Source organism: Pseudomonas sp. VEM90 (assembly GCF_054611535.1).
The window spans coordinates 40,695-59,034 of sequence record NZ_JBTRAR010000011.1; the positions used below are offsets into that span (position 1 = coordinate 40,695).

19 protein-coding genes are annotated in these 18,340 nt (G+C 63.0%); 13 read left to right on the plus strand and 6 right to left on the minus strand.

What is annotated here, in order from left to right; genetic code table 11:
- Positions 1-18: 18 nt before the first annotated feature.
- Both ACYCCG_RS12540 and ACYCCG_RS12545 read right to left on the minus strand, forming a co-directional pair.
- Entirely contained in the window at positions 19-1,335 is a 1,317-nt protein-coding gene (locus tag ACYCCG_RS12540; protein ID WP_176683202.1) for a bifunctional DedA family/phosphatase PAP2 family protein, read from the minus strand.
- A gap of 2 nt (positions 1,336-1,337) precedes the next feature.
- The gene (locus tag ACYCCG_RS12545) at positions 1,338-2,006 is read right to left on the minus strand and encodes a DNA-3-methyladenine glycosylase (protein ID WP_209963228.1); all 669 of its coding nucleotides are present in this window, start codon (positions 2,004-2,006) and stop codon (positions 1,338-1,340) included.
- A 329-nt stretch (positions 2,007-2,335) separates the two neighbouring features.
- On the opposite strand from ACYCCG_RS12545, the gene ACYCCG_RS12550 reads away from it, so the two are divergent.
- The 13 genes from ACYCCG_RS12550 (at position 2,336) to ACYCCG_RS12610 (ending at position 14,678) form a co-directional block, all read left to right on the plus strand.
- Positions 2,336-3,607, plus strand: a complete 1,272-nt coding sequence (locus ACYCCG_RS12550) for a glutamate-5-semialdehyde dehydrogenase (protein ID WP_004576854.1) — start codon at positions 2,336-2,338, stop codon at positions 3,605-3,607.
- A complete protein-coding gene (nadD, locus tag ACYCCG_RS12555; protein ID WP_339444029.1) occupies positions 3,576-4,268 on the plus strand; it encodes a nicotinate-nucleotide adenylyltransferase in 693 nt (230 codons plus the stop codon). Before ACYCCG_RS12550 ends, nadD begins: the two co-directional genes overlap by 32 nt.
- Before the next feature lie 43 nt (positions 4,269-4,311).
- Positions 4,312-4,731, plus strand: coding sequence for a ribosome silencing factor (gene rsfS, locus ACYCCG_RS12560; RefSeq protein ID WP_009685825.1), 420 nt, complete (start codon positions 4,312-4,314; stop codon positions 4,729-4,731).
- A 10-nt stretch (positions 4,732-4,741) separates the two neighbouring features.
- The gene (gene rlmH, locus ACYCCG_RS12565; RefSeq protein ID WP_003249722.1) at positions 4,742-5,209 is read left to right on the plus strand and encodes a 23S rRNA (pseudouridine(1915)-N(3))-methyltransferase RlmH; all 468 of its coding nucleotides are present in this window, start codon (positions 4,742-4,744) and stop codon (positions 5,207-5,209) included.
- 16 nt (positions 5,210-5,225) lie between these two features.
- Positions 5,226-7,115 carry a penicillin-binding protein 2 gene (gene mrdA / locus ACYCCG_RS12570; RefSeq protein WP_176683206.1) on the plus strand — a complete coding sequence of 630 codons (1,890 nt, stop codon included), beginning with the start codon at positions 5,226-5,228 and terminating at the stop codon, positions 7,113-7,115.
- A 38-nt stretch (positions 7,116-7,153) separates the two neighbouring features.
- Positions 7,154-8,257 carry a rod shape-determining protein RodA gene (gene rodA / locus ACYCCG_RS12575; protein ID WP_176683257.1) on the plus strand — a complete coding sequence of 368 codons (1,104 nt, stop codon included), beginning with the start codon at positions 7,154-7,156 and terminating at the stop codon, positions 8,255-8,257.
- 17 nt (positions 8,258-8,274) lie between these two features.
- Positions 8,275-9,285, plus strand: a complete 1,011-nt coding sequence (gene mltB, locus ACYCCG_RS12580) for a lytic murein transglycosylase B (RefSeq protein ID WP_176683207.1) — start codon at positions 8,275-8,277, stop codon at positions 9,283-9,285.
- Positions 9,285-10,286, plus strand: coding sequence for a septal ring lytic transglycosylase RlpA family protein (locus ACYCCG_RS12585; RefSeq protein WP_459670605.1), 1,002 nt, complete (start codon positions 9,285-9,287; stop codon positions 10,284-10,286). Before mltB ends, ACYCCG_RS12585 begins: the two co-directional genes overlap by 1 nt.
- A gap of 179 nt (positions 10,287-10,465) precedes the next feature.
- Positions 10,466-11,626, plus strand: a complete 1,161-nt coding sequence (locus ACYCCG_RS12590; RefSeq protein ID WP_176683209.1) for a D-alanyl-D-alanine carboxypeptidase family protein — start codon at positions 10,466-10,468, stop codon at positions 11,624-11,626.
- A 73-nt stretch (positions 11,627-11,699) separates the two neighbouring features.
- Complete coding sequence (locus ACYCCG_RS12595) at positions 11,700-11,975, plus strand: DUF493 domain-containing protein (RefSeq protein WP_003249736.1); 276 nt, start codon at positions 11,700-11,702, stop codon at positions 11,973-11,975.
- A complete protein-coding gene (gene lipB / locus ACYCCG_RS12600; RefSeq protein ID WP_176683210.1) occupies positions 11,975-12,622 on the plus strand; it encodes a lipoyl(octanoyl) transferase LipB in 648 nt (215 codons plus the stop codon). Before ACYCCG_RS12595 ends, lipB begins: the two co-directional genes overlap by 1 nt.
- 2 nt (positions 12,623-12,624) lie before the next feature.
- Entirely contained in the window at positions 12,625-13,641 is a 1,017-nt protein-coding gene (gene lipA / locus ACYCCG_RS12605; protein WP_003249742.1) for a lipoyl synthase, read from the plus strand.
- Between the two features lie 98 nt (positions 13,642-13,739).
- Positions 13,740-14,678, plus strand: a complete 939-nt coding sequence (locus tag ACYCCG_RS12610) for a S66 peptidase family protein (protein ID WP_339444025.1) — start codon at positions 13,740-13,742, stop codon at positions 14,676-14,678.
- Between the two features lie 33 nt (positions 14,679-14,711).
- Here the strand turns inward: ACYCCG_RS12610 and ACYCCG_RS12615 are convergent, their stop codons facing one another.
- The 4 genes from ACYCCG_RS12615 to ACYCCG_RS12630 form a co-directional block, all read right to left on the minus strand.
- A complete protein-coding gene (locus ACYCCG_RS12615) occupies positions 14,712-16,028 on the minus strand; it encodes a lytic murein transglycosylase (protein WP_209963243.1) in 1,317 nt (438 codons plus the stop codon).
- Positions 16,029-16,088: 60 nt separating this feature from the next.
- Positions 16,089-16,253: an alternative ribosome rescue factor ArfA gene (gene arfA / locus ACYCCG_RS12620; RefSeq protein ID WP_003257578.1), complete on the minus strand. Its 165-nt coding sequence runs from the start codon at positions 16,251-16,253 to the stop codon at positions 16,089-16,091.
- Between the two features lie 401 nt (positions 16,254-16,654).
- Positions 16,655-17,692 carry a DNA polymerase III subunit delta gene (gene holA / locus ACYCCG_RS12625; RefSeq protein ID WP_459670611.1) on the minus strand — a complete coding sequence of 346 codons (1,038 nt, stop codon included), beginning with the start codon at positions 17,690-17,692 and terminating at the stop codon, positions 16,655-16,657.
- A 38-nt stretch (positions 17,693-17,730) separates the two neighbouring features.
- Positions 17,731-18,336 carry an LPS-assembly lipoprotein LptE gene (locus tag ACYCCG_RS12630; protein ID WP_176683214.1) on the minus strand — a complete coding sequence of 202 codons (606 nt, stop codon included), beginning with the start codon at positions 18,334-18,336 and terminating at the stop codon, positions 17,731-17,733.
- Positions 18,337-18,340: the final 4 nt, after the last annotated feature.

An 18,340-nucleotide genomic window follows, 5' to 3' on the forward strand; every position in this document is an offset into this window, starting at 1 on the left:
AGGCCGGCACAGGCGACATCAATATTGATACCTGGCCAACGCCTGAGGCAGCGCATGCATGGCAAAGAACGCCAGCAGCGCCACGCATGCCGGCAACACCAGCCACCACACCCGAAGCGGCAGGGCCGGCAGGGCCTGCTGGCGTTGCACCAATGTCAGGCTGAGTGCACACACGCAACAGGCCAGAAGGGCCCCGGCCAGGATGTCGGTTGGCCAGTGCGCCCCCAGGTACACCCGCGACAGGGCAATCGCCAGCGCCGGAATGCACCCCAGCATCACCCAGGTCAGACGCATCCGTGGTGGCTGCCCACGCCCTGCCAGCACGGCCATTACCAGAAAGAACGCGAACGATGCCGAGCTGTGCCCGCTGGGCATGCTGTAGCTGGTCAGTGGGTCGGTCAATACTTCCGGCCGTGCCCGGGCAAATAGCCATTTCAGGGTGCCGTTGGCGATCGCCGTACCCATCAGCGCACCAGCGGCGAAAAATGCATGTCGCCACTGGCGGGCAAGCAGCAGCAGGCCGGTCAGCAGGCCGCCGAGGAAGAACTGGGTGCGGAAATCGCCTAGTCGTGTCACCAGTACCACGGTACTGTCGATGGCCTGGCTGCGATGCTCCTGGACCAGTGTCATCACGCCTTGGTCGAACTCATGGAAGTAGGGCCAGCCAAGGAATACACCGGCCAGGGCGATAAAGCTGAGAGCGGCAACCAGCCGCGTGCCGTGGCGCTGGTCACGCAGGCTGGTATTCAGGCTCAGGCCGATCAGCACTGCGAGGGCGCCGGCAATGATCCCGGCGTCCAGCCAGAAGCCTTCCGGCAGGGGCAGGCGCATGGCGGCGCCGGTGGCCCAGCCGGGTAGCAGGTAGGCTACCGACCAGCCGGCACCCGCCAACAGGCTGACAGCGATGAAACGCGGCAGGGGCATGTCGAACATGCCGGCGACCATTGGCAGCATCGGCCGCAGCGGGCCGATGAAACGGCCTACCAGCAGGCTGGCGATGCCATAACGCTGGAAGTAGCTTTCGGCGCTGCCGATCCATTCTGGATGGTGGCGGAGCAGCGGCAGGCGGCGGATGTTCTGGTGAAAGTACTTGCCCACTGCGTAAGACAGGGCGTCGCCCAGCAGGCCGCCGAGAAAGCCGAGGAGCAGCGTTTCGCCCAGGCTGAACGCGCCGTTGCCGGCCAGTACCGCAACGGCGAACAGCAGTATGGTGCCCGGCACGATAATGCCGGCGATGGCCAGGCATTCGATGCAGGCCACCAGGAAAATCGCCAGGCCAAGCCACTGCGGGTTGGCGCTGAGCCAGCCGGTCAGGCTGTCGAGCCATTGGCCCATGTTCAGCTTCCTTGTTCGAGAATGAAGAAATCACGGCCTTCGACTTGGCCGCGGCGTAACGGGTTCCGCGTGCAGAAACGGGCGTACTCGGCGTCGACGAAGCGGTACGGCAGGTGCTCGTCGCGCCCGTGCGGGATGCCCAGGCGAGCGGCCTGGACCACTCGGGGCACGGCGTTGCCGCAGTCCTCGACGTACAGGCGTTCGGCGTCAAAACGCTGGGCGTCCCAGTGCGGCACTTTCAGGCCCAGGGCCCGGCATAGCAGGGTCTGGCCGGCGCACAGGTGTTGTTCCGGGCGTAGGTTGCCGCTCGCATCGGGGTTGTTCAGTTGCATCTGCGCCAGGCTGTCGGGCCCCGAGAGGGTGTCCTGCCAAGGATAGGCAGACTTGATCAGCACGGCGTTGCCCGGCCCTTGGGCGCTGAAGTTCAGCGAGTCGCCGCCGCGGGCGTAGTACATGTAGATGTGCCCACCATCCAGGAACAGCGCCTTGCGTTTTTCGGTGTAGCCGAGCGAGGCGTGGCTACCTTTGTCGGCAAGGTAGTAGGCCTCGGTCTCGATGATGCGCGCGGCCAGCCACAGGTCGCCGTGGCGGTGGCGGATGACCTTGCCCAGCAGGGCCTTGGCCAGGGTCTGGGCGTCGCGGTCGAAAAAGCTGTCGGGCAGGGCTGGCATGCGGGCAGTTCGTGGCTGGAGGGGCAGGGATGATAGCAATGAATGGCTTAATCGAGGCTGAATTGGATGGTGATGTTGGCAGTGCCGGCTCTTTCGCAGGCATGCCCGCTCCCACTGGTGGTGCATAGGTCCAGGCCTTGTGAAATCCCTGTGGGAGCGGGCGCGCCCGCGAAAGGGCCGCAACAGGAGGTGCCAATCTCGATAACCCCGGTTACATCTTTCCTGCGCATTGCCCCATCCATTTTCTACTATCCGCCACCCGCCGCTGGGCGTACACCTGCGCGGCAGTTATAATCAGACGATTTCCCCTTCGCCAAGACACCGAACCCATGACTGAGTCCGTTCTTGACTATATGACCCGCTTGGGTCGCGCTGCCCGTGAGGCTTCCCGGGTGATTGGCCGTGCCAGCACCGCGCAGAAGAACCGCGCCCTGCAAGCCGCCGCCGACGCGCTGGACGCTGCCCGTGCCGAACTCACTGCTGCCAACGAGCTGGACCTGGCCGCCGGCCGCGCCAGTGGTCTGGAGCCCGCACTGCTCGACCGCCTGGCGCTGACCCCTGCGCGCATCGACGGCATGATCACCGGCTTGCGCCAGGTGGCCAGCCTGCCGGACCCGGTCGGTGCCATTCGCGACATGAGCTACCGTCCATCGGGCATTCAGGTAGGCAAGATGCGTACCCCGTTGGGGGTGATCGGGATCATCTATGAATCGCGCCCGAACGTGACCATTGATGCTGCCAGCCTGTGCCTCAAGTCGGGGAACGCAACCATCCTGCGTGGCGGTTCCGAAGCCATCCATTCCAACCGCGCCATTGCCACCTGCATCCAGCGCGGCCTGGCCGAAGCCGGCTTGCCGGCAGCGGTGGTGCAGGTGGTCGAAACCACCGACCGCGAAGCCGTGGGCGCGCTGATCAGCATGCCGGAATTCGTCGATGTCATCGTGCCGCGCGGAGGCCGCGGCCTGATCGAGCGCATCAGCCGCGATGCCCGCGTACCGGTGATCAAGCACCTGGACGGTATCTGCCACATCTATGTCAGCCAGCATGCCGACCTGGACAAGGCCTGGAATGTGGCCTTCAATGCCAAGACCTACCGCTACGGCATTTGCGGGGCCATGGAAACGCTGCTGGTCGACCAACAAGTGGCTGAGCGCTTCCTGCCAGAAATGGCCCGCCGCTTCGTGGAGAAGGGCGTGGAGCTGCGCGGTTGCGAGCGTACCCAGGCTATCATCAGCGCCAAACCGGCCACCGAAGCCGACTGGCACACGGAATACCTCGATGCGATCCTGTCGATTCGCGTGGTCGACGGCCTGAACCAGGCCATCGAGCACATCAACCACTACGGCTCGCACCACACCGACTCGATCATCAGCGAACACCAGGGTGAAGCCCGTCAGTTCATGGCTGAGGTCGATTCGGCGTCGGTCATGCTCAACACCCCGACCTGCTTTGCCGATGGCTTCGAGTACGGCCTGGGTGCGGAAATCGGTATTTCCACCGACAAGCTACATGCCCGCGGCCCTGTGGGCCTGGAAGGCCTGACCTGCGAGAAGTATGTGGTGATCGGTGATGGCCAGTTGCGCGGCCAGGGGTCCTGCTGAGTTGAGCAAGGCCCAGGCAGTCCGGCGCATCGGCATTCTAGGTGGTACCTTCGACCCCGTGCATATCGGCCACTTGCGCAGCGCGCTGGAAGTGGCCGAGTTCATGGGGCTGGATGAGCTACGCCTGTTGCCCAATGCCCGGCCGCCGCACCGCGACACGCCACAGGTGGCTGCGCAGGATCGCCTGGCCATGGTCCGTGAAGCGGTGCAGGGCGTCGTTTGCCTGAGCGTCGATGCCCGCGAGCTGGAACGTGACAAGCCGTCGTACACCATCGATACGCTGGAATCGATCCGCGCCGAACTGTCCGGCAACGACCAACTGTTCCTGGTGCTGGGTTGGGATGCCTTCTGTGGCCTGCCCGCCTGGCATCGCTGGGAAGAATTGCTGCAACACTGTCACATCCTGGTACTGCAACGTCCGGATGCCGACGTAGAACCCCCTGACGAGTTGCGCAACCTGTTGGCTGCGCGCTCGGAGAGCGATCCCACCGCCATGTCCGGCCCGGCGGGAAATATTTCGTTCGTCTGGCAGACGCCGCTTGCGGTGTCGGCTACACAGATCCGACAGCTGCTGGCCAGCGGCAAATCGGTGAGGTTCCTGGTGCCGGACGCCGTACTGGCCTATATCGAGGCGCACGAACTGTATCGTGCGCCCAACTGACGGTGCCTCTGGCGCCTCATCCAACGAGTTGAACGAGTTTTATATGACCAAGCAGAAAATTTACGGCGAAGAACTGGTCGCAGTGACCAAGGCCGCGCTGGAAGACGTCAAGGCCCAGGACATCCAGGTCATCGACGTGCGCGAGAAGCACAGCCTGACCGACTACATGATCATTGCCACCGGTACCTCCAACCGCCAGATCAACGCGATGGCCGAAAAGGTCCGTGAAGCGGTCAAGGCCAAGGGCGCCCAGCCACTGGGTGAAGAAGGCAAGGGCGATAGCGACTGGGTGCTGCTGGACCTGAACGACGTCATCGTGCATATGATGACCGCCGCTGCCCGCCAGTTCTATGACCTTGAGCGTCTGTGGCAGGGTGCCGAGCAAAGCCGTGCCGCCGATGGCAAGCACCACAGCCCGGACCATGCCCACGAGTACTCCGACAAGCTCAAAGACCGCGAATAAGGAAAGCGCTGTGCGTCTGCGCCTGATTGCAGTCGGCTCGCGTATGCCAAAGTGGGTCGAGGAAGGCTGGCATGAATATGCCAAGCGCCTGCCCGCTGAGCTGTCGCTGGAGCTGGTGGAAATCCCGCTGAACACCCGTGGCAAGAATGCGGACGTCGCTCGCCTGATCCGTCAGGAGGGCGAAGCCATGCTGAGCAAGGTGCAACCTGGGGAACGCATTGTCACCCTCGAGGTCCATGGCAAGCCCTGGAGTACCGAGCAGTTGGCCACCGAGCTGGACCGCTGGCGCCTGGATGCGCGCACGGTGAATTTGATGGTGGGCGGCCCGGAGGGCCTGGCGCCTGAGGTTTGCGCACGCGCCGAGCAACGTTGGTCGCTGTCGCCGCTGACTTTGCCGCACCCGTTGGTAAGGATACTCATCGGCGAGCAGATCTATCGCGCCTGGACCGTGTTGTCCGGGCACCCTTACCACAAATGAGCCTGTAAGCAGTCCGATGTCGCAGCCGATCCGTCTCAAGGACCACGAGAAAGACGCCCGCCTGGTGCGCAAGCGCGTCGTGGTCGGCGCAGTGGCGATCATGCTGCTTGTTTGCGTGTTGATCGCGCGGCTGTACTACCTGCAGATCATCCAGTACGACTACCACTCCACGCTGTCGGAGAACAACCGGGTGCATGTGCAGCCGATCCCGCCGACGCGCGGGCTGATCTTCGACCGCAACGGGGTGATCGTTGCCGACAACCGGCCCAGCTTCAGCCTGTCGATGACCCGCGAACGTGCAGGTAACTGGCAGGAAGTGCTGGATACGATCGTCGAAGTGCTGGATCTTACCGCTGACGACCGCGCCCTGTTCGAAAAGCGCATGCGCCAAGGCCGCCGGCCATTCGAGCCGGTGCCGATCCTGTTCGAACTCAATGAAGAGCAGATCGCCCGTGTGGCGGTAAACCAGTTCCGCCTGCCAGGTGTGGAAGTGGTGGCCCAGTTGGTGCGGCATTACCCGCAGGGTGCGCATTTCGCCCACTCGGTGGGTTACGTAGGGCGGATCAACGAGAAAGAGCTGAAAACGCTCGACCCGGTGAACTACAGCGGTACCCACCATATTGGCAAGACCGGCATCGAGCGCTTCTACGAGGATGCCCTGCACGGCCAGGTGGGTTACGAGGAAGTCGAGACCAACGCCCGTGGCCGCGTGCTGCGGGTGCTCAAGCGCACCGACCCGAAGCCGGGCAAAGACATTGTGCTGAGCCTGGACATCAAGCTGCAGGAGGCCGCCGAAGCCGCCCTGGGAGGCCGGCGTGGTGCAGTGGTTGCGCTCGATCCGCGAACCGGCGAAGTCCTGGCGATGGTGAGTCAGCCTAGCTTCGACCCCAACCTGTTCGTCACCGGCATCAGCTTCAAGGCCTATGGTGAATTGCGCGACTCGATCGATCGGCCGCTATTCAACCGCGTGCTGCGTGGCCTGTACCCGCCGGGTTCGACCATCAAGCCGGCGGTGGCTATTGCCGGACTGGACAGTGGCGTTGTCAATGCCAGCAGCAGGGTGTTTGACCCAGGCTACTACCAGCTGCCCAACTACGACCATAAATACCGTAACTGGAACCGCTCCGGTGATGGCTGGGTGGATCTGGATACTGCCATCATGCGCTCGAACGACACCTACTTCTATGACCTTGCGCACAAGATGGGTATCGATCGGTTGTCCATCTACATGAACAAGTTCGGTATCGGCCAGCGGGTTTCCCTCGACATGTTCGAGGAGTCTGCCGGGTTGATGCCGTCGCGCGAATGGAAGCGAGCCACCCGTCGCCAGGCCTGGTTCCCCGGCGAAACCCTGATTCTCGGCATCGGCCAGGGCTACATGCAGGCAACGCCGCTGCAACTGGCCCAGGCCACTGCACTGATCGCCAACAAAGGCGTGTGGAACCGCCCGCACCTGGCCAAGACCATCGAAGGCCAGCCGCCGGTGGACAACAACCCGATGGAAAACATCGTGCTGCGTGACAAGTCCGATTGGGCCAAGGTCACCCATGGCATGGAGCAGGTGATGCACAACGCCCGCGGTACCGCGCGCAAAGCAGCTGCCGGTGCCCAGTACCGTATTGCAGGCAAGAGCGGTACCGCTCAGGTGGTGGCGATCAAGCAGGGCGAGAGGTACGACCGCAACAAACTTCAGGAGCGCCACCGCGACCATGCCCTGTTCGTCGCTTTTGCCCCAGCCGAAGCCCCGAAAATCGTGGTCTCGGTGATGGTCGAGAACGGTGAGTCCGGCTCGGGTGTCGCCGCACCGGTGGTACGCCAGATCATGGACGCCTGGTTGCTCGACGAAAATGGCCAGCTCAAACCCGAGTTCGCGCCAGCCACCGTTACCCAGGAATCGGCCCTGTGATGAACAATTTCGATCGCATGCTCTCCAGCGAGGATGTGATGCGTCGGCGTGCCAGCTTTCTGCAGCGCATCCATATCGACGGCCCCTTGCTGATCATTCTGCTGACCCTTGCAGCCGGCAGCCTGTTCGTACTGTATTCGGCCAGTGGCAAGAACTGGGACCTGCTGCTCAAGCAAGCCACCTCGTTTGGCATCGGTCTGGTGTCGATGTTCGTCATCGCCCAGCTGGAGCCGCGCTTCATGGCGCGCTGGGTGCCGCTGGCCTACCTCACCGGAGTGCTGCTGCTGGTGGTGGTGGACGTGATGGGCCACAACGCCATGGGTGCCACGCGCTGGATCAACATCCCAGGGGTGATCCGCTTCCAGCCCTCGGAATTCATGAAGATCATCATGCCGGCGACCATCGCCTGGTACCTGTCCAAGCGCACCTTGCCGCCCCATTTGAAGCACGTGGCGATCAGCCTGGTGCTGATCGGTGTGCCGTTCATGCTGATCGTGCGTCAGCCCGACCTGGGGACCGCGCTGCTGATCCTGGCCTCCGGTGCGTTCGTGCTGTTCATGGGCGGCTTGCGCTGGCGCTGGATTCTCAGCGTGCTGGCGGCAGCAGTGCCAGTCGCAGTGGCAATGTGGTTCTTCGTCATGCACGACTACCAGAAGCAGCGGGTATTGACCTTCCTCGACCCTGAAAGCGACCCGTTGGGCACCGGTTGGAACATCATCCAGTCCAAGGCGGCGATCGGCTCGGGCGGGGTGTTTGGCAAAGGCTGGCTGCTTGGCACACAGTCGCACCTGGACTTTCTGCCGGAAAGCCACACCGACTTCATCATCGCCGTGCTCGGCGAGGAGTTCGGCCTGGTCGGCATCTGCCTGCTGCTGATTGTCTACCTGCTGCTGATCGGCCGTGGCCTGGTGATCACGGCCCAGGCGCAGACCCTGTTTGGCAAGCTGCTTGCGGGCAGCCTGACCATGACCTTTTTTGTATACGTATTCGTCAATATCGGAATGGTAAGTGGCCTTCTGCCCGTGGTGGGCGTGCCGCTACCGTTCATCAGCTATGGCGGAACATCGTTGGTGACGCTGCTGTCAGCGTTTGGCGTTTTGATGTCGATCCATACGCACCGCAAATGGATCGCGCAGGTTTGAATAAGGTGAACAATTTCATGCAAGCAGTGCGTAACTGGGCTGCCCGTTGTGCGCCTTGGATCGGAGCGATGGGCCTGTTCGGCGCTGTACAGCTGGCCCATGCCGGCGAATACGACGGCTCGCCCCAGGTAGCCGCGTTCGTTGGCGAACTGAGCCGCGACTATGGTTTTGCGCCTGAGCAACTGATGGGTGTGTTTCGTGAGGTGCAGCGCAAGCAGTCGATCCTCGACGCCATATCGCGCCCGGCCGAACGGGTCAAACCGTGGAAGGACTACCGGCCGATGTTCATCACCGATGCGCGTATCGCTCGCGGTGTGGACTTCTGGCGCCAGCACGAGGCCGTATTGACGCGGGCCGAGCAGGAGTACGGCGTACCTGCGCAGTACATTGTCGCGATCATTGGCGTGGAAACCTTTTTTGGCCGCAATACCGGCAACTACCGGGTGATCGACGCCCTGTCGACGCTGGGCTTCGACTATCCGCCACGGGCCGAATTCTTCCGCAAGGAGCTGCGTGAGTTCCTGCTGCTGGCCCGCGAGGAACAGCTCGACCCCTTGACGCTCAAGGGGTCATACGCCGGTGCCATGGGGCTGCCGCAGTTCATGCCAAGCAGCTTCCGCCACTACGCGGTGGACTTCGACGGGGACGGCCATATCAATATCTGGAACAACCCTGACGATGCCATCGGCAGCGTGGCCAGCTACTTCAAGCGCCACGGCTGGGTGGCCGGGCAGGGTGTGGTCAGTCGCGCCAGGGTGGCCGGCGAGCGCGTCGACGAAGGTCTGACGACCGGCATCGAGCCGGTGAAAACGGTTGGAGAGTTGCGTACGCTTGGCTGGTCGGTTCATGATTCCCTGCGCGATGATCTGCCGGTTACCGCCTTCCGTCTCGAAGGCCAGAACGGTCCCGAGTACTGGATGGGCCTGAAGAACTTCTACGCGATCACTCGCTACAACCGCAGCGTGATGTATGCCATGGCGGTACATCAGCTTGCGGAACAGCTGGTTCAAGTACGGGGCATCAAGTAATGCGCGCAATCATCTCTGCCAACTCTTTCAAGCTGCTCACCTGCCTCACCGTCGGTGTGGCGCTGGCCAGCTGCTCTTCCAACCGCCCGGCCCCGCAAAGCAGTGGTAATGTCGTGCGCAGCCAGCCGGGCCTTGACATCAACCGGGCGCACAAGGACGGCGCACCGTGGTGGGACGTGGATGTGAACAAGATCCCCGATGCCACGCCGACCGTGCACACCGGTAACTACAAGGCCAACCCGTACACCGTGCTTGGCAAGACCTACTACCCGATACAGGACTCGCGCAACTACCGCGCCGAGGGTACGGCGTCATGGTACGGCACCAAATTCCACGGGCAGAACACTGCCAACGGTGAGCTGTACGACCTGTATGGCATGAGCGCAGCGCACAAGACCCTGCCACTGCCAGCCTATGTGCGGGTGACCAACCTGGCGAACGGCCGCAGCGTGATCCTTCGCGTGAACGACCGCGGCCCGTTCTACTCCGACCGTATCATCGACTTGTCCTATGCTGCGGCGAAAAAGCTCGGCTATGCCGAAATCGGCACTGCGCGCGTGCGCGTCGAGGGTATCGATCCGAAGCAGTGGTGGGCTCAGCGTGGCCAGACGCCGCCGATGGTGTTGAAGGAGCCGCAAGTGGCGCAAACCCAGGCAATACCGGCCAGCACCGGGCGTGTCGAGCAATGGAACCCGCCACCACAGCAACACGCAGCACCAGTGGTCCCGGTGCAGGTGGGTGGCAACAACGTGCCCGGCGGCAACGCTGGCAGTTTCTTGCAGGTAGGCGCTTTCGCCAACCCTGACGCTGCCGAGTTGCTGCGCGCCAAGCTCAGCACCATGGTCAGTGCACCCGTGTTCATCAGCTCGATCGTGCGTAACCAGCAGACCCTGCACCGCGTGCGCCTGGGGCCGATCGGCAGCCAGGGTGAGATCCGGCAAGCACAAGACAGCATTCGCTTGGCGAACTTGGGGCAGGCCAAGGTGGTCACAGCAGACTGACTGCGGTTTTGTCATGAATTGCCGGGCTCGGCCATGTACAATGACAGCTTTTGCCCGCAGCGACATAAAGCCGCACGTTCGCGGGCCAGGCCAACGGCCATAAAACTAGACTGACTGGCGCTGGGCACATGATCTTGCCCAGGGAACATCTCAGACCATTAGCGATTTTCGAGAGACGGATGAACATCACCAACCTTGCCAAACGACTTTGCCTGCCTGTACTGCTGCTGATCACGCCTGTCGCCTTCGCGGCCGAGCAGATGACGCCGGCGCCACCACAACTGGCAGCCAAGTCCTACGTACTCATGGACGCGTCCAGCGGCAACGTGCTGGTCGAGAACAACGGTGACGAGCGCCTGCCGCCAGCCAGCCTGACCAAGCTGATGACCGCCTACATCGCCACGCTGGACATCCGACGTGGCCAGATCGGTGAAAACGACCCGGTTACCGTCAGCGAAAACGCATGGCGTACCGGCGGTTCGCGCATGTTCATCAAGGTTGGCAGCCAGGTAACGGTCAGCGACCTGCTGCACGGCATCATCATCCAGTCCGGTAACGACGCCTCGGTCGCCTTGGCCGAGCATATCGCCGGCAGCGAAGACGCCTTCGCCGACATGATGAACAAGACGGCTGCCGACCTGGGCATGACCAACAGCCACTTCATGAACCCGACCGGCCTGCCTAACCCTGAGCACTACTCGTCGGCGCACGACATGGCGACCCTGGCCCGTGCGATCATCAGTGTCGATCCGGCCCACTACGCCATCTACTCGCAGAAAGAGTTCTTGTGGAACAACATCAAGCAGCCTAACCGCAACCTGCTGCTGTGGCGTGACAAGACCGTCGATGGCCTGAAAACCGGTCACACCGACGAAGCCGGCTACTGCATGGTGGCCTCTGCCGTACGTGACGGCCAGCGCCTGATTGCCGTGGTGTTCGGTACCAACAGCGAACAATCGCGTGCTGCCGAAACCCAGAAGCTGCTGACCTACGGTTTCCGCTTCTTCGAAACCCAAACCTTCTACCAGAAGGGCACCGAGCTGACCCAGGCACCGGTCTGGAAGGGTGCCACCAGCCAAGTCAAGGCTGGCCTGGCGGACGACCTGACCATGACCATGCCTAAAGGCCAATTGAAGCGCCTGCAGGCTTCGATGACCATGAACCCGCAGCTCACCGCACCGATCGCCAAAGGTGACGTGATCGGCAAAGTGGAAGTCAAACTGGACGAGAAAGTGGTTCACAGCGCCGACCTGATCGCCCTTGATGGCGTCGAGGAAGGTGGTTTCTTCCGCCGTATGTGGGATAGCATCCGTCTATTCTTCTACGGGTTGTTCAACTGATACGTGACCTGCATGCCCCCGCGCATACCGCGGGGGTGTTGTTGTTGCCACGGCTTACGAGGCCGTTTCCGCCATGAGCGAACCAGACGTCAAGTCGCACAAGATCGAATTCCCCTGCGACGATTACCCGATCAAGGTCATCGGTGACACCGTTGTCGGTTTCAAGGACACGGTCATCGAGATTCTCAGCAAGCACGCCAAAGTCGACCTTTCCACCCTGGCCGAACGCCAGAGCAAGGAAGGCAAGTACACCACCGTGCAATTGCACATCGTTGCCGAAAGCGAGAACCAGTTGCACGATATCAACAGCGCTCTGCGCGCTACTGGCATCGTGAAAATGGTGCTCTGATGTCCGCCTGCCTCGGTTTTCGCGAGCTTGGCCTGCAGCCCTATGAACCGGTGCTCGAGGCCATGCGTCGTTTTACCGAGCAGCGCAGCCCGGACAGCCAGGATGAAATCTGGCTGGTCGAGCACCCTGCGGTCTTCACTCAGGGGCAGGCCGGCAAGGCCGAACACCTGCTGGTGCCGGGCGACATCCCGGTGGTGCAGACCGACCGCGGCGGCCAGGTCACCTACCATGGCCCCGGCCAGCTGGTGGCCTACCTGCTGCTGGATGTGCGCCGGCTGGGCTTTGGCGTGCGTGAGCTGGTCAGCCGTATCGAGCAGGCCCTCATCGACCTGCTCGCCAGCTATGCTGTTCAGGCGTCAGCCAAGCCTGATGCCCCGGGTGTCTATGTCGACGGAGCGAAAATCGCCTCCCTCGGCCTGCGAATTCGCAACGGCCGTTCGTTTCACGGCCTTGCCCTGAACGTGGACATGGACCTTGCGCCATTCCGCCGAATCAACCCCTGCGGCTATGCGGGGCTGGCGATGACCCAGCTGCGCGACCTGGCAGGTCCGATCGAACTCGACGAGGTCAGGACAAGGCTGCGCGGACAGCTGGTCAAGCACCTCGACTACGCTGAGCAGACGACCCTCACGGGCGGAATCGACTGAATATGACAACTGTGCAAGAAGCCGTGCCGAACCTGATACCTACCCAGGATGCCACCCCGCGCCCAGCGCCGAAGAAGGTGGAAGCTGGGGTCAAGCTGCGTGGTGCCGACAAAGTCGCGCGCATCCCGGTGAAGATCATCCCTACCGATGAGCTGCCAAAGAAGCCCGACTGGATTCGCGTGCGTATCCCGGTGTCGCCCGAGGTAGACCGCATCAAGCAACTGCTGCGCAAGCACAAACTGCACAGCGTGTGCGAAGAAGCATCCTGCCCGAACCTGGGCGAGTGCTTCTCGGGTGGTACCGCCACCTTCATGATCATGGGTGACATCTGCACCCGTCGTTGCCCGTTCTGTGACGTTGGCCACGGCCGACCGAAGCCGCTGGATCTGGACGAGCCGAAAAACCTGGCGGTTGCCATTGCCGACCTGCGCCTGAAGTATGTGGTGATCACCTCGGTGGACCGCGACGACCTGCGTGACGGTGGTGCCCAGCACTTTGCTGACTGCATCCGCGAAATCCGCGCGCTGTCGCCGGGCGTGCAGTTGGAGACCTTGGTGCCGGACTACCGCGGCCGTATGGACGTTGCCCTGGAAATCACCGCGCAAGAACCGCCGGATGTGTTCAACCACAACCTCGAGACCGTACCGCGCCTGTACAAGGCCGCGCGCCCGGGGTCGGACTATGACTGGTCGCTGGACCTGCTGCAGAAGTTCAAGCAGTTGGTGCCGCACGTACCGACCAAGTCGGGCCTGATGCTCGGCCTGGGTGAGACCGACGAGGAAGTGATCGAAGTGATGCACCGCATGCGCGAGCATGACATCGACATGCTTACCCTCGGCCAGTACCTGCAGCCGTCGCGCAGCCATTTGCCGGTGCAGCGTTTCGTTCACCCGGACACCTTTGCCTGGTTCGCCGAGGAGGGTTACAAGATGGGCTTCAAGAACGTTGCTTCTGGCCCGCTGGTGCGTTCTTCGTACCACGCCGACCAGCAGGCTCACGAAGCCAAGATCAAGCTCTGAGCTATGCTCTAGCCAAGAGCAGAGCCACAGATGCCGATGCGCGCCCAAGGGCGGCATCGGCATTTTTGTTTGTGTCCCATGCGCTGCAAGGAGCCGCGATGTATTGCGCCAAAACCTTCCAACCCACCCTGCCAGCCGCGTTGCCGGCCAACGCGTGCTTTGCCATTGTCGCCCCGGCGGGCGCGGCGCGGCTTGATGCGCACAACGTTAGCCAGTGGTTCGTCGACCGCGGCTACCGTTGCTGTATCTACCCGGGTGCCCTGCAGGCGCAGGGCTACCTGGCTGGGCCGGACCAGCAGCGCCTGCAGGACTTGCACGCAGCCTTTGCCGATCCGGCCATTGACGCCATTCTGTGCATGCGTGGGGGGTACGGCAGCATGCGCTTGCTTGATCAGCTCGACTTCGAACTGATCCGACGCAACCCCAAGCCGCTGATCGGCTACAGCGACATCACCGCGCTGCATACGGCGATCTACCGGCATGCCGGACTGGTGACCTTCCATGGGGGGATGCTCAATGCCGACCTGCTGGGCGCCAAGTTGCCACCTACCGAGTCGTCGTTGCTGGCGCAGCTGGGTGGGCTTGTGAAGGCAGGCGAGCAGGTCGCGCACCCGGAGGGCTTCGCTTTGGATAGCGTGCTGCCGGGGGTGGCCAGCGGGCCGCTGTTGGGTGGCAATCTGTCGATGCTGGGTGCGACCATGGGGACGCTTGCCGAGCTGGATACCCAAGGCTGCATCCTGTTCATCGAGGACGTCAACGAGCCGTTGTACCGGGTGGATCGGCTGCTGACCCAGTTACGCCTGGCAGGCAAGCTGGAGGGGATCAAAGGCGTGCTGGTGGGTGACTTTGCCGGGATTACCACAGCGGCGCTGACGCCGTTGCTGGAGGATACGTTTGCACCGCTGGGGGTGCCGGTGCTGGCGGGTTGGCGCAGCGGGCATTGTGACCCGAATGTATGCTTGCCGCTGGGGGCTCGGGTAAGGCTGGACAGTGTTCAGCAAACACTGGTGCTGGAGCAGGATCTGTTCAGGGCGTGAGATTGTCGGGGCCGCGCAGCGGCCCCGAAATGCTTACTGCTGCCGCAGGCTCTCAAGCAGCTTATGGGTCGGGTAGCCATCCGCTGGCCATCCCAGCCCTTGCTGGGCATTGCGGATCGCCTTGCGGGTATTGGCCCCGATAATGCCATCGGCTTTACCCGCATCATGCCCGCGGCTGTTCAACAAGTGCTGCAGCTCCATGCGCTCGCTGCGACTGAGCGGCAGGTCCTCTTTCGGCCAACTGCCGGCAATGAAGCCCCAGCCGCTGAAGCGATCCCCGAGCAGGCTCACTGCCAAGGCATAGGACGACGAGTTGTTGTACTTGAGGATGGCGCGGAAGTTGTCCAGCACCAGGAACGCCGGGCCGCGTGCACCGGCCGGCAGCAGCAGGGCGGCAGACAGTTGGTTGCTACCTGCTGGCAGGCGGGTACCTGCTGGCAGTTTTAAGCCCATCGCCAGCCATTCACTCACCGGTTTGCGCTGTGCGCCATCGGCCTGCCAGAAGTCGAAACCAGCCGGCACCTGTACCTCGAAGCCCCACGGTTGGCCGCGTTTCCAGCCCGAACTCTGCAGGTAGTGCGCTGTTGAGGCCAGGGCGTCTGGTGTGCTGTTCCAGATGTCGCGGCGGCCATCGCCGTCGAAGTCCACGGCATGGGTGTTGTAGGTGGTCGGGATGAACTGGGTCTGGCCCATGGCGCCGGCCCACGAGCCCCGCATGGCTTCAGGCTGGATGTCACCATGCTGGATGATCTGCAGCGCGGCAATCAGCTGGTCCTGGGCGAACTGTGGGCGGCGGCCCTCATAGGCCAAAGTGGCCAGCGAGCGGATCACCGACTTGCTGCCCTGGAACTGACCGAAGTTGCTTTCCATGCCCCACACCGCGACCAGCACCTGGCGGTCCACGCCATATTGTTGCTCGAGGCGAGTCAGCAGCTCAGCGTTCTGCACCAGCAGCTTCTTGCCGTTGCGCACACGCAGGGGCGACAGGGCGCCTTCGAGATATTCCCATACCGGGCGGGTGAACTCCGGCTGGCTGCGATCTGCCTTGATCACGTCCAGGTCGGGGGTGACACCGAGGAAGGCGCGGTCGAAGGTGCTCGGCGAAATGCCGGCTTGCAGGGCCTGCTCGCGGAAGCCCGCTTGCCATTGGGCGAAGGTTTGCAGAGGCTGGATTTCAGTGCTGACGTCGGGCGTTGCGCCGGGCACGGTCACCACTGGGTTGGGTTGGGCAGGGGCCAGCGGCAGCGCGTCGGCGGCGGTGGGCTTTTCCGCACAGGCCACGAGCAGGATGAAGCTGGAGGCCGCGATCAGCTGGCGGGTTTCCCAGCGGGGGATAATACGGAAGAGCATGCACAGATCCAGAGTTGCAGGTCAGGTGACGACCATATCATGCCTGCGCTTGCGATGCTTTCATGCAGCCAAAAAGTAGGAAGCCTCCCAATCTCTCGATTGGAAGGCTTCGCGGCGGTAGCTGCCTTTGCCCTTGTTCGGTTGTTCCTGGCGGCAGCGGAACAGTGGCTGGGCGATGATGGACTTGGCCTTGTTGGGGCCGTGCTTTTTCGGCTTTTTGCTCATGGCGGTCTCCCGGGGTTGGGTGGGTTTCGGGCGCACTGTAGGCCCCCCGAGGGGTGGGGGCCAATTGATTGTGTATATGATCGAGGCTCTGGTGCCTATGCAGGCGCGGGCCTGCGCCCAATCGCCAATGTGTGTCCGCCCCCGATCGGCGTAGGAGCGGGTTCACCCGCGAATACGGTAGCGGCGTCAACGGTGAACGGCGGGTGGAGACTGGCCAGCAGGGCCGGCCTCTTCGCGGGTGAACCCGCTCCTACACGACGGCCTGTGTCCAACCCCTGATGTGTGTCCGCCCCCGATCAGGTGTAGGAGCGGGTTCACCCGCGAATACGGTGGCGGCTGCGACGGCGAATGACCGGGGATATTGGCCGGCAGCCCCGGCCCTTTCGCGGGTAAACCCGCCCCTACATGGGCGGCAGGGTCAGGCGCTGGCCAGCCATCAACAGCGACAGCCGCGCCAGGCCAATCCAGGGCGAACCTTCTGCCTGCCCTTTGATCTGCGCATCGATACGCTGGGCATCCTGCAGCAGTTGTGCCCAGCGCTGCGCCGAGAGGCGCTGCAGGGCCTTGCTGACCAGCGGTCGGCGTTTGTCCCAGATGGGCGGGCGGGTCTGGCTGAACGCTTTGTCCAATGGCACGCCTTGGCTGAACTGCTGGGCCAGCCCCGCCAGCTGACGCAGCTCACGGGCCAAGGCCCAGAGGATGACGGGCGGCTCCACACCTTCACCGCGCAAGCCTTCGAGCATGCGCAGGGCATGCGCAGCCTCGCCGTTGAGAATGGCATCGACCAGGCCGAAGACATCGAAGCGGGCGCTGTCGGCGACGGCAGCCTGCACGGTTTCCACGGTGATCTGACTGCCTTCGGCCAGCAACTTGAGCTTTTCGATTTCCTGCGCGGCTGCCAGCAGGTTGCCTTCCACGCGCGCGGCAATCAGGTCGACGGCATCACGCTGGGCTGACAGGCCGGCCTGTTGCAGGCGCTGGTTGATCCACTGAGGCAACTGGTGCACATCCACCGGCCAGATCTGGATGAACTGGCAATGGGCGCCTTCGATCAATGCCTTGCCCCACTTGGTCTTCTGCGCACTGCTGTCGAGCTTGGGCAGGCTGATCAGCAACAGCGTGTCTTCGGCGGGATTGGCGCAGTATTCCATCAGCGCGGCGGCACCTTTGTCACCGGGCTTGCCTGAGGGCAGGCGCAGTTCCAGCAGGCGGCGCTGGGCGAACAGCGACAGGCTTGCACCCGCCTGGAGCAGGGTGCCCCAGTCGAAGTTGGCGTCGGCACTGAATACCTGGCGTTCATCGAAACCTTGCTGACGCGCGGCATTGCGGATGGCGTCGGCGGCTTCCTGGCACAGCAGCGGGTCGTCGCCGCTGACCACGTAGACCGGTGCCAGGGCGCCTTGCAGGTGCTTGTTGAGTTGGGCAGGGGCGAGTTTCATGGGAGCAGGCGAGGCGCCCGAGGGCGCCCCTCACGGGCTTAGTTGCCCGGAACTTCCAGTGGCGATTGCTGAGGCGTCTCGGCTTGCTGGCGGCGGGCTGCTTCCAGCGCGGCAGCTTCGGCGCTGGCACGCTCGTCGGCTTTACGCTGCAGCTCATCCAGCTGGGACGGGGACAACATTTGCAAGCGTACGACCATGGCGTTGACCAGGTCGCGGCGCATTTCTTCGCGGGCGCGTTTGGCTTCCTGCTCGGAGCCGGTGATGTTCGAGCCGTCACGCACGTAGACCTTGCGCACCTCCAGCTTGTCGCTCATCAGCTCCAGGTTGTTCAGGCCCAGGATGCTGTAGTCCAGCTTGGTGGTCAGCTCGTACTCGGCGGTACGGTTGCCACTGTTGTAGGTGGCCGAGCGCTCGCGCTCCTGTTCGTTGGTCAGCACCAGGCGATACGGTGCGCCGGCGTGCACGTTGACGCCGCTACGTTCCAGTACTTCACGCAGCTGGACCACGGTCGGGCCATAGGCATTGCGCGCGCTGACGTCCATTTCCTTCACGCTCAGCTCGGTGGCGCCGGTGCCGCGCAGCTGGAAACCGCAGGCGCTGAGCATGACCGCCAGGCCGATTACCAGCAAATTGCGTTTGATCATGTTG

Bases quoted from the DNA above. Each gene is read 5' to 3' on its own strand.
- ACYCCG_RS12590 (WP_176683209.1), top strand. From the start codon at position 10,466: ATGAACATCACCAACCTTGCCAAACGACTTTGCCTGCCTGTACTGCTG.
- ACYCCG_RS12550 (WP_004576854.1), top strand. From the start codon at position 2,336: ATGACTGAGTCCGTTCTTGACTATATGACCCGCTTGGGTCGCGCTGCC.
- lipA (WP_003249742.1), top strand. From the start codon at position 12,625: ATGACAACTGTGCAAGAAGCCGTGCCGAACCTGATACCTACCCAGGAT.
- ACYCCG_RS12610 (WP_339444025.1), top strand. From the start codon at position 13,740: ATGTATTGCGCCAAAACCTTCCAACCCACCCTGCCAGCCGCGTTGCCG.
- holA (WP_459670611.1), bottom strand. From the start codon at position 17,692: ATGAAACTCGCCCCTGCCCAACTCAACAAGCACCTGCAAGGCGCCCTG.
- ACYCCG_RS12615 (WP_209963243.1), bottom strand. From the start codon at position 16,028: ATGCTCTTCCGTATTATCCCCCGCTGGGAAACCCGCCAGCTGATCGCG.
- ACYCCG_RS12545 (WP_209963228.1), bottom strand. From the start codon at position 2,006: ATGCCAGCCCTGCCCGACAGCTTTTTCGACCGCGACGCCCAGACCCTG.
- ACYCCG_RS12540 (WP_176683202.1), bottom strand. From the start codon at position 1,335: ATGGGCCAATGGCTCGACAGCCTGACCGGCTGGCTCAGCGCCAACCCG.
- arfA (WP_003257578.1), bottom strand. From the start codon at position 16,253: ATGAGCAAAAAGCCGAAAAAGCACGGCCCCAACAAGGCCAAGTCCATC.
- mrdA (WP_176683206.1), top strand. From the start codon at position 5,226: ATGTCGCAGCCGATCCGTCTCAAGGACCACGAGAAAGACGCCCGCCTG.
- mltB (WP_176683207.1), top strand. From the start codon at position 8,275: ATGCAAGCAGTGCGTAACTGGGCTGCCCGTTGTGCGCCTTGGATCGGA.
- rsfS (WP_009685825.1), top strand. From the start codon at position 4,312: ATGACCAAGCAGAAAATTTACGGCGAAGAACTGGTCGCAGTGACCAAG.
- lipB (WP_176683210.1), top strand. From the start codon at position 11,975: ATGTCCGCCTGCCTCGGTTTTCGCGAGCTTGGCCTGCAGCCCTATGAA.
- rodA (WP_176683257.1), top strand. From the start codon at position 7,154: ATGCGTCGGCGTGCCAGCTTTCTGCAGCGCATCCATATCGACGGCCCC.
- ACYCCG_RS12585 (WP_459670605.1), top strand. From the start codon at position 9,285: ATGCGCGCAATCATCTCTGCCAACTCTTTCAAGCTGCTCACCTGCCTC.
- nadD (WP_339444029.1), top strand. From the start codon at position 3,576: ATGGCCAGTTGCGCGGCCAGGGGTCCTGCTGAGTTGAGCAAGGCCCAG.
- ACYCCG_RS12630 (WP_176683214.1), bottom strand. From the start codon at position 18,336: ATGATCAAACGCAATTTGCTGGTAATCGGCCTGGCGGTCATGCTCAGC.
- ACYCCG_RS12595 (WP_003249736.1), top strand. From the start codon at position 11,700: ATGAGCGAACCAGACGTCAAGTCGCACAAGATCGAATTCCCCTGCGAC.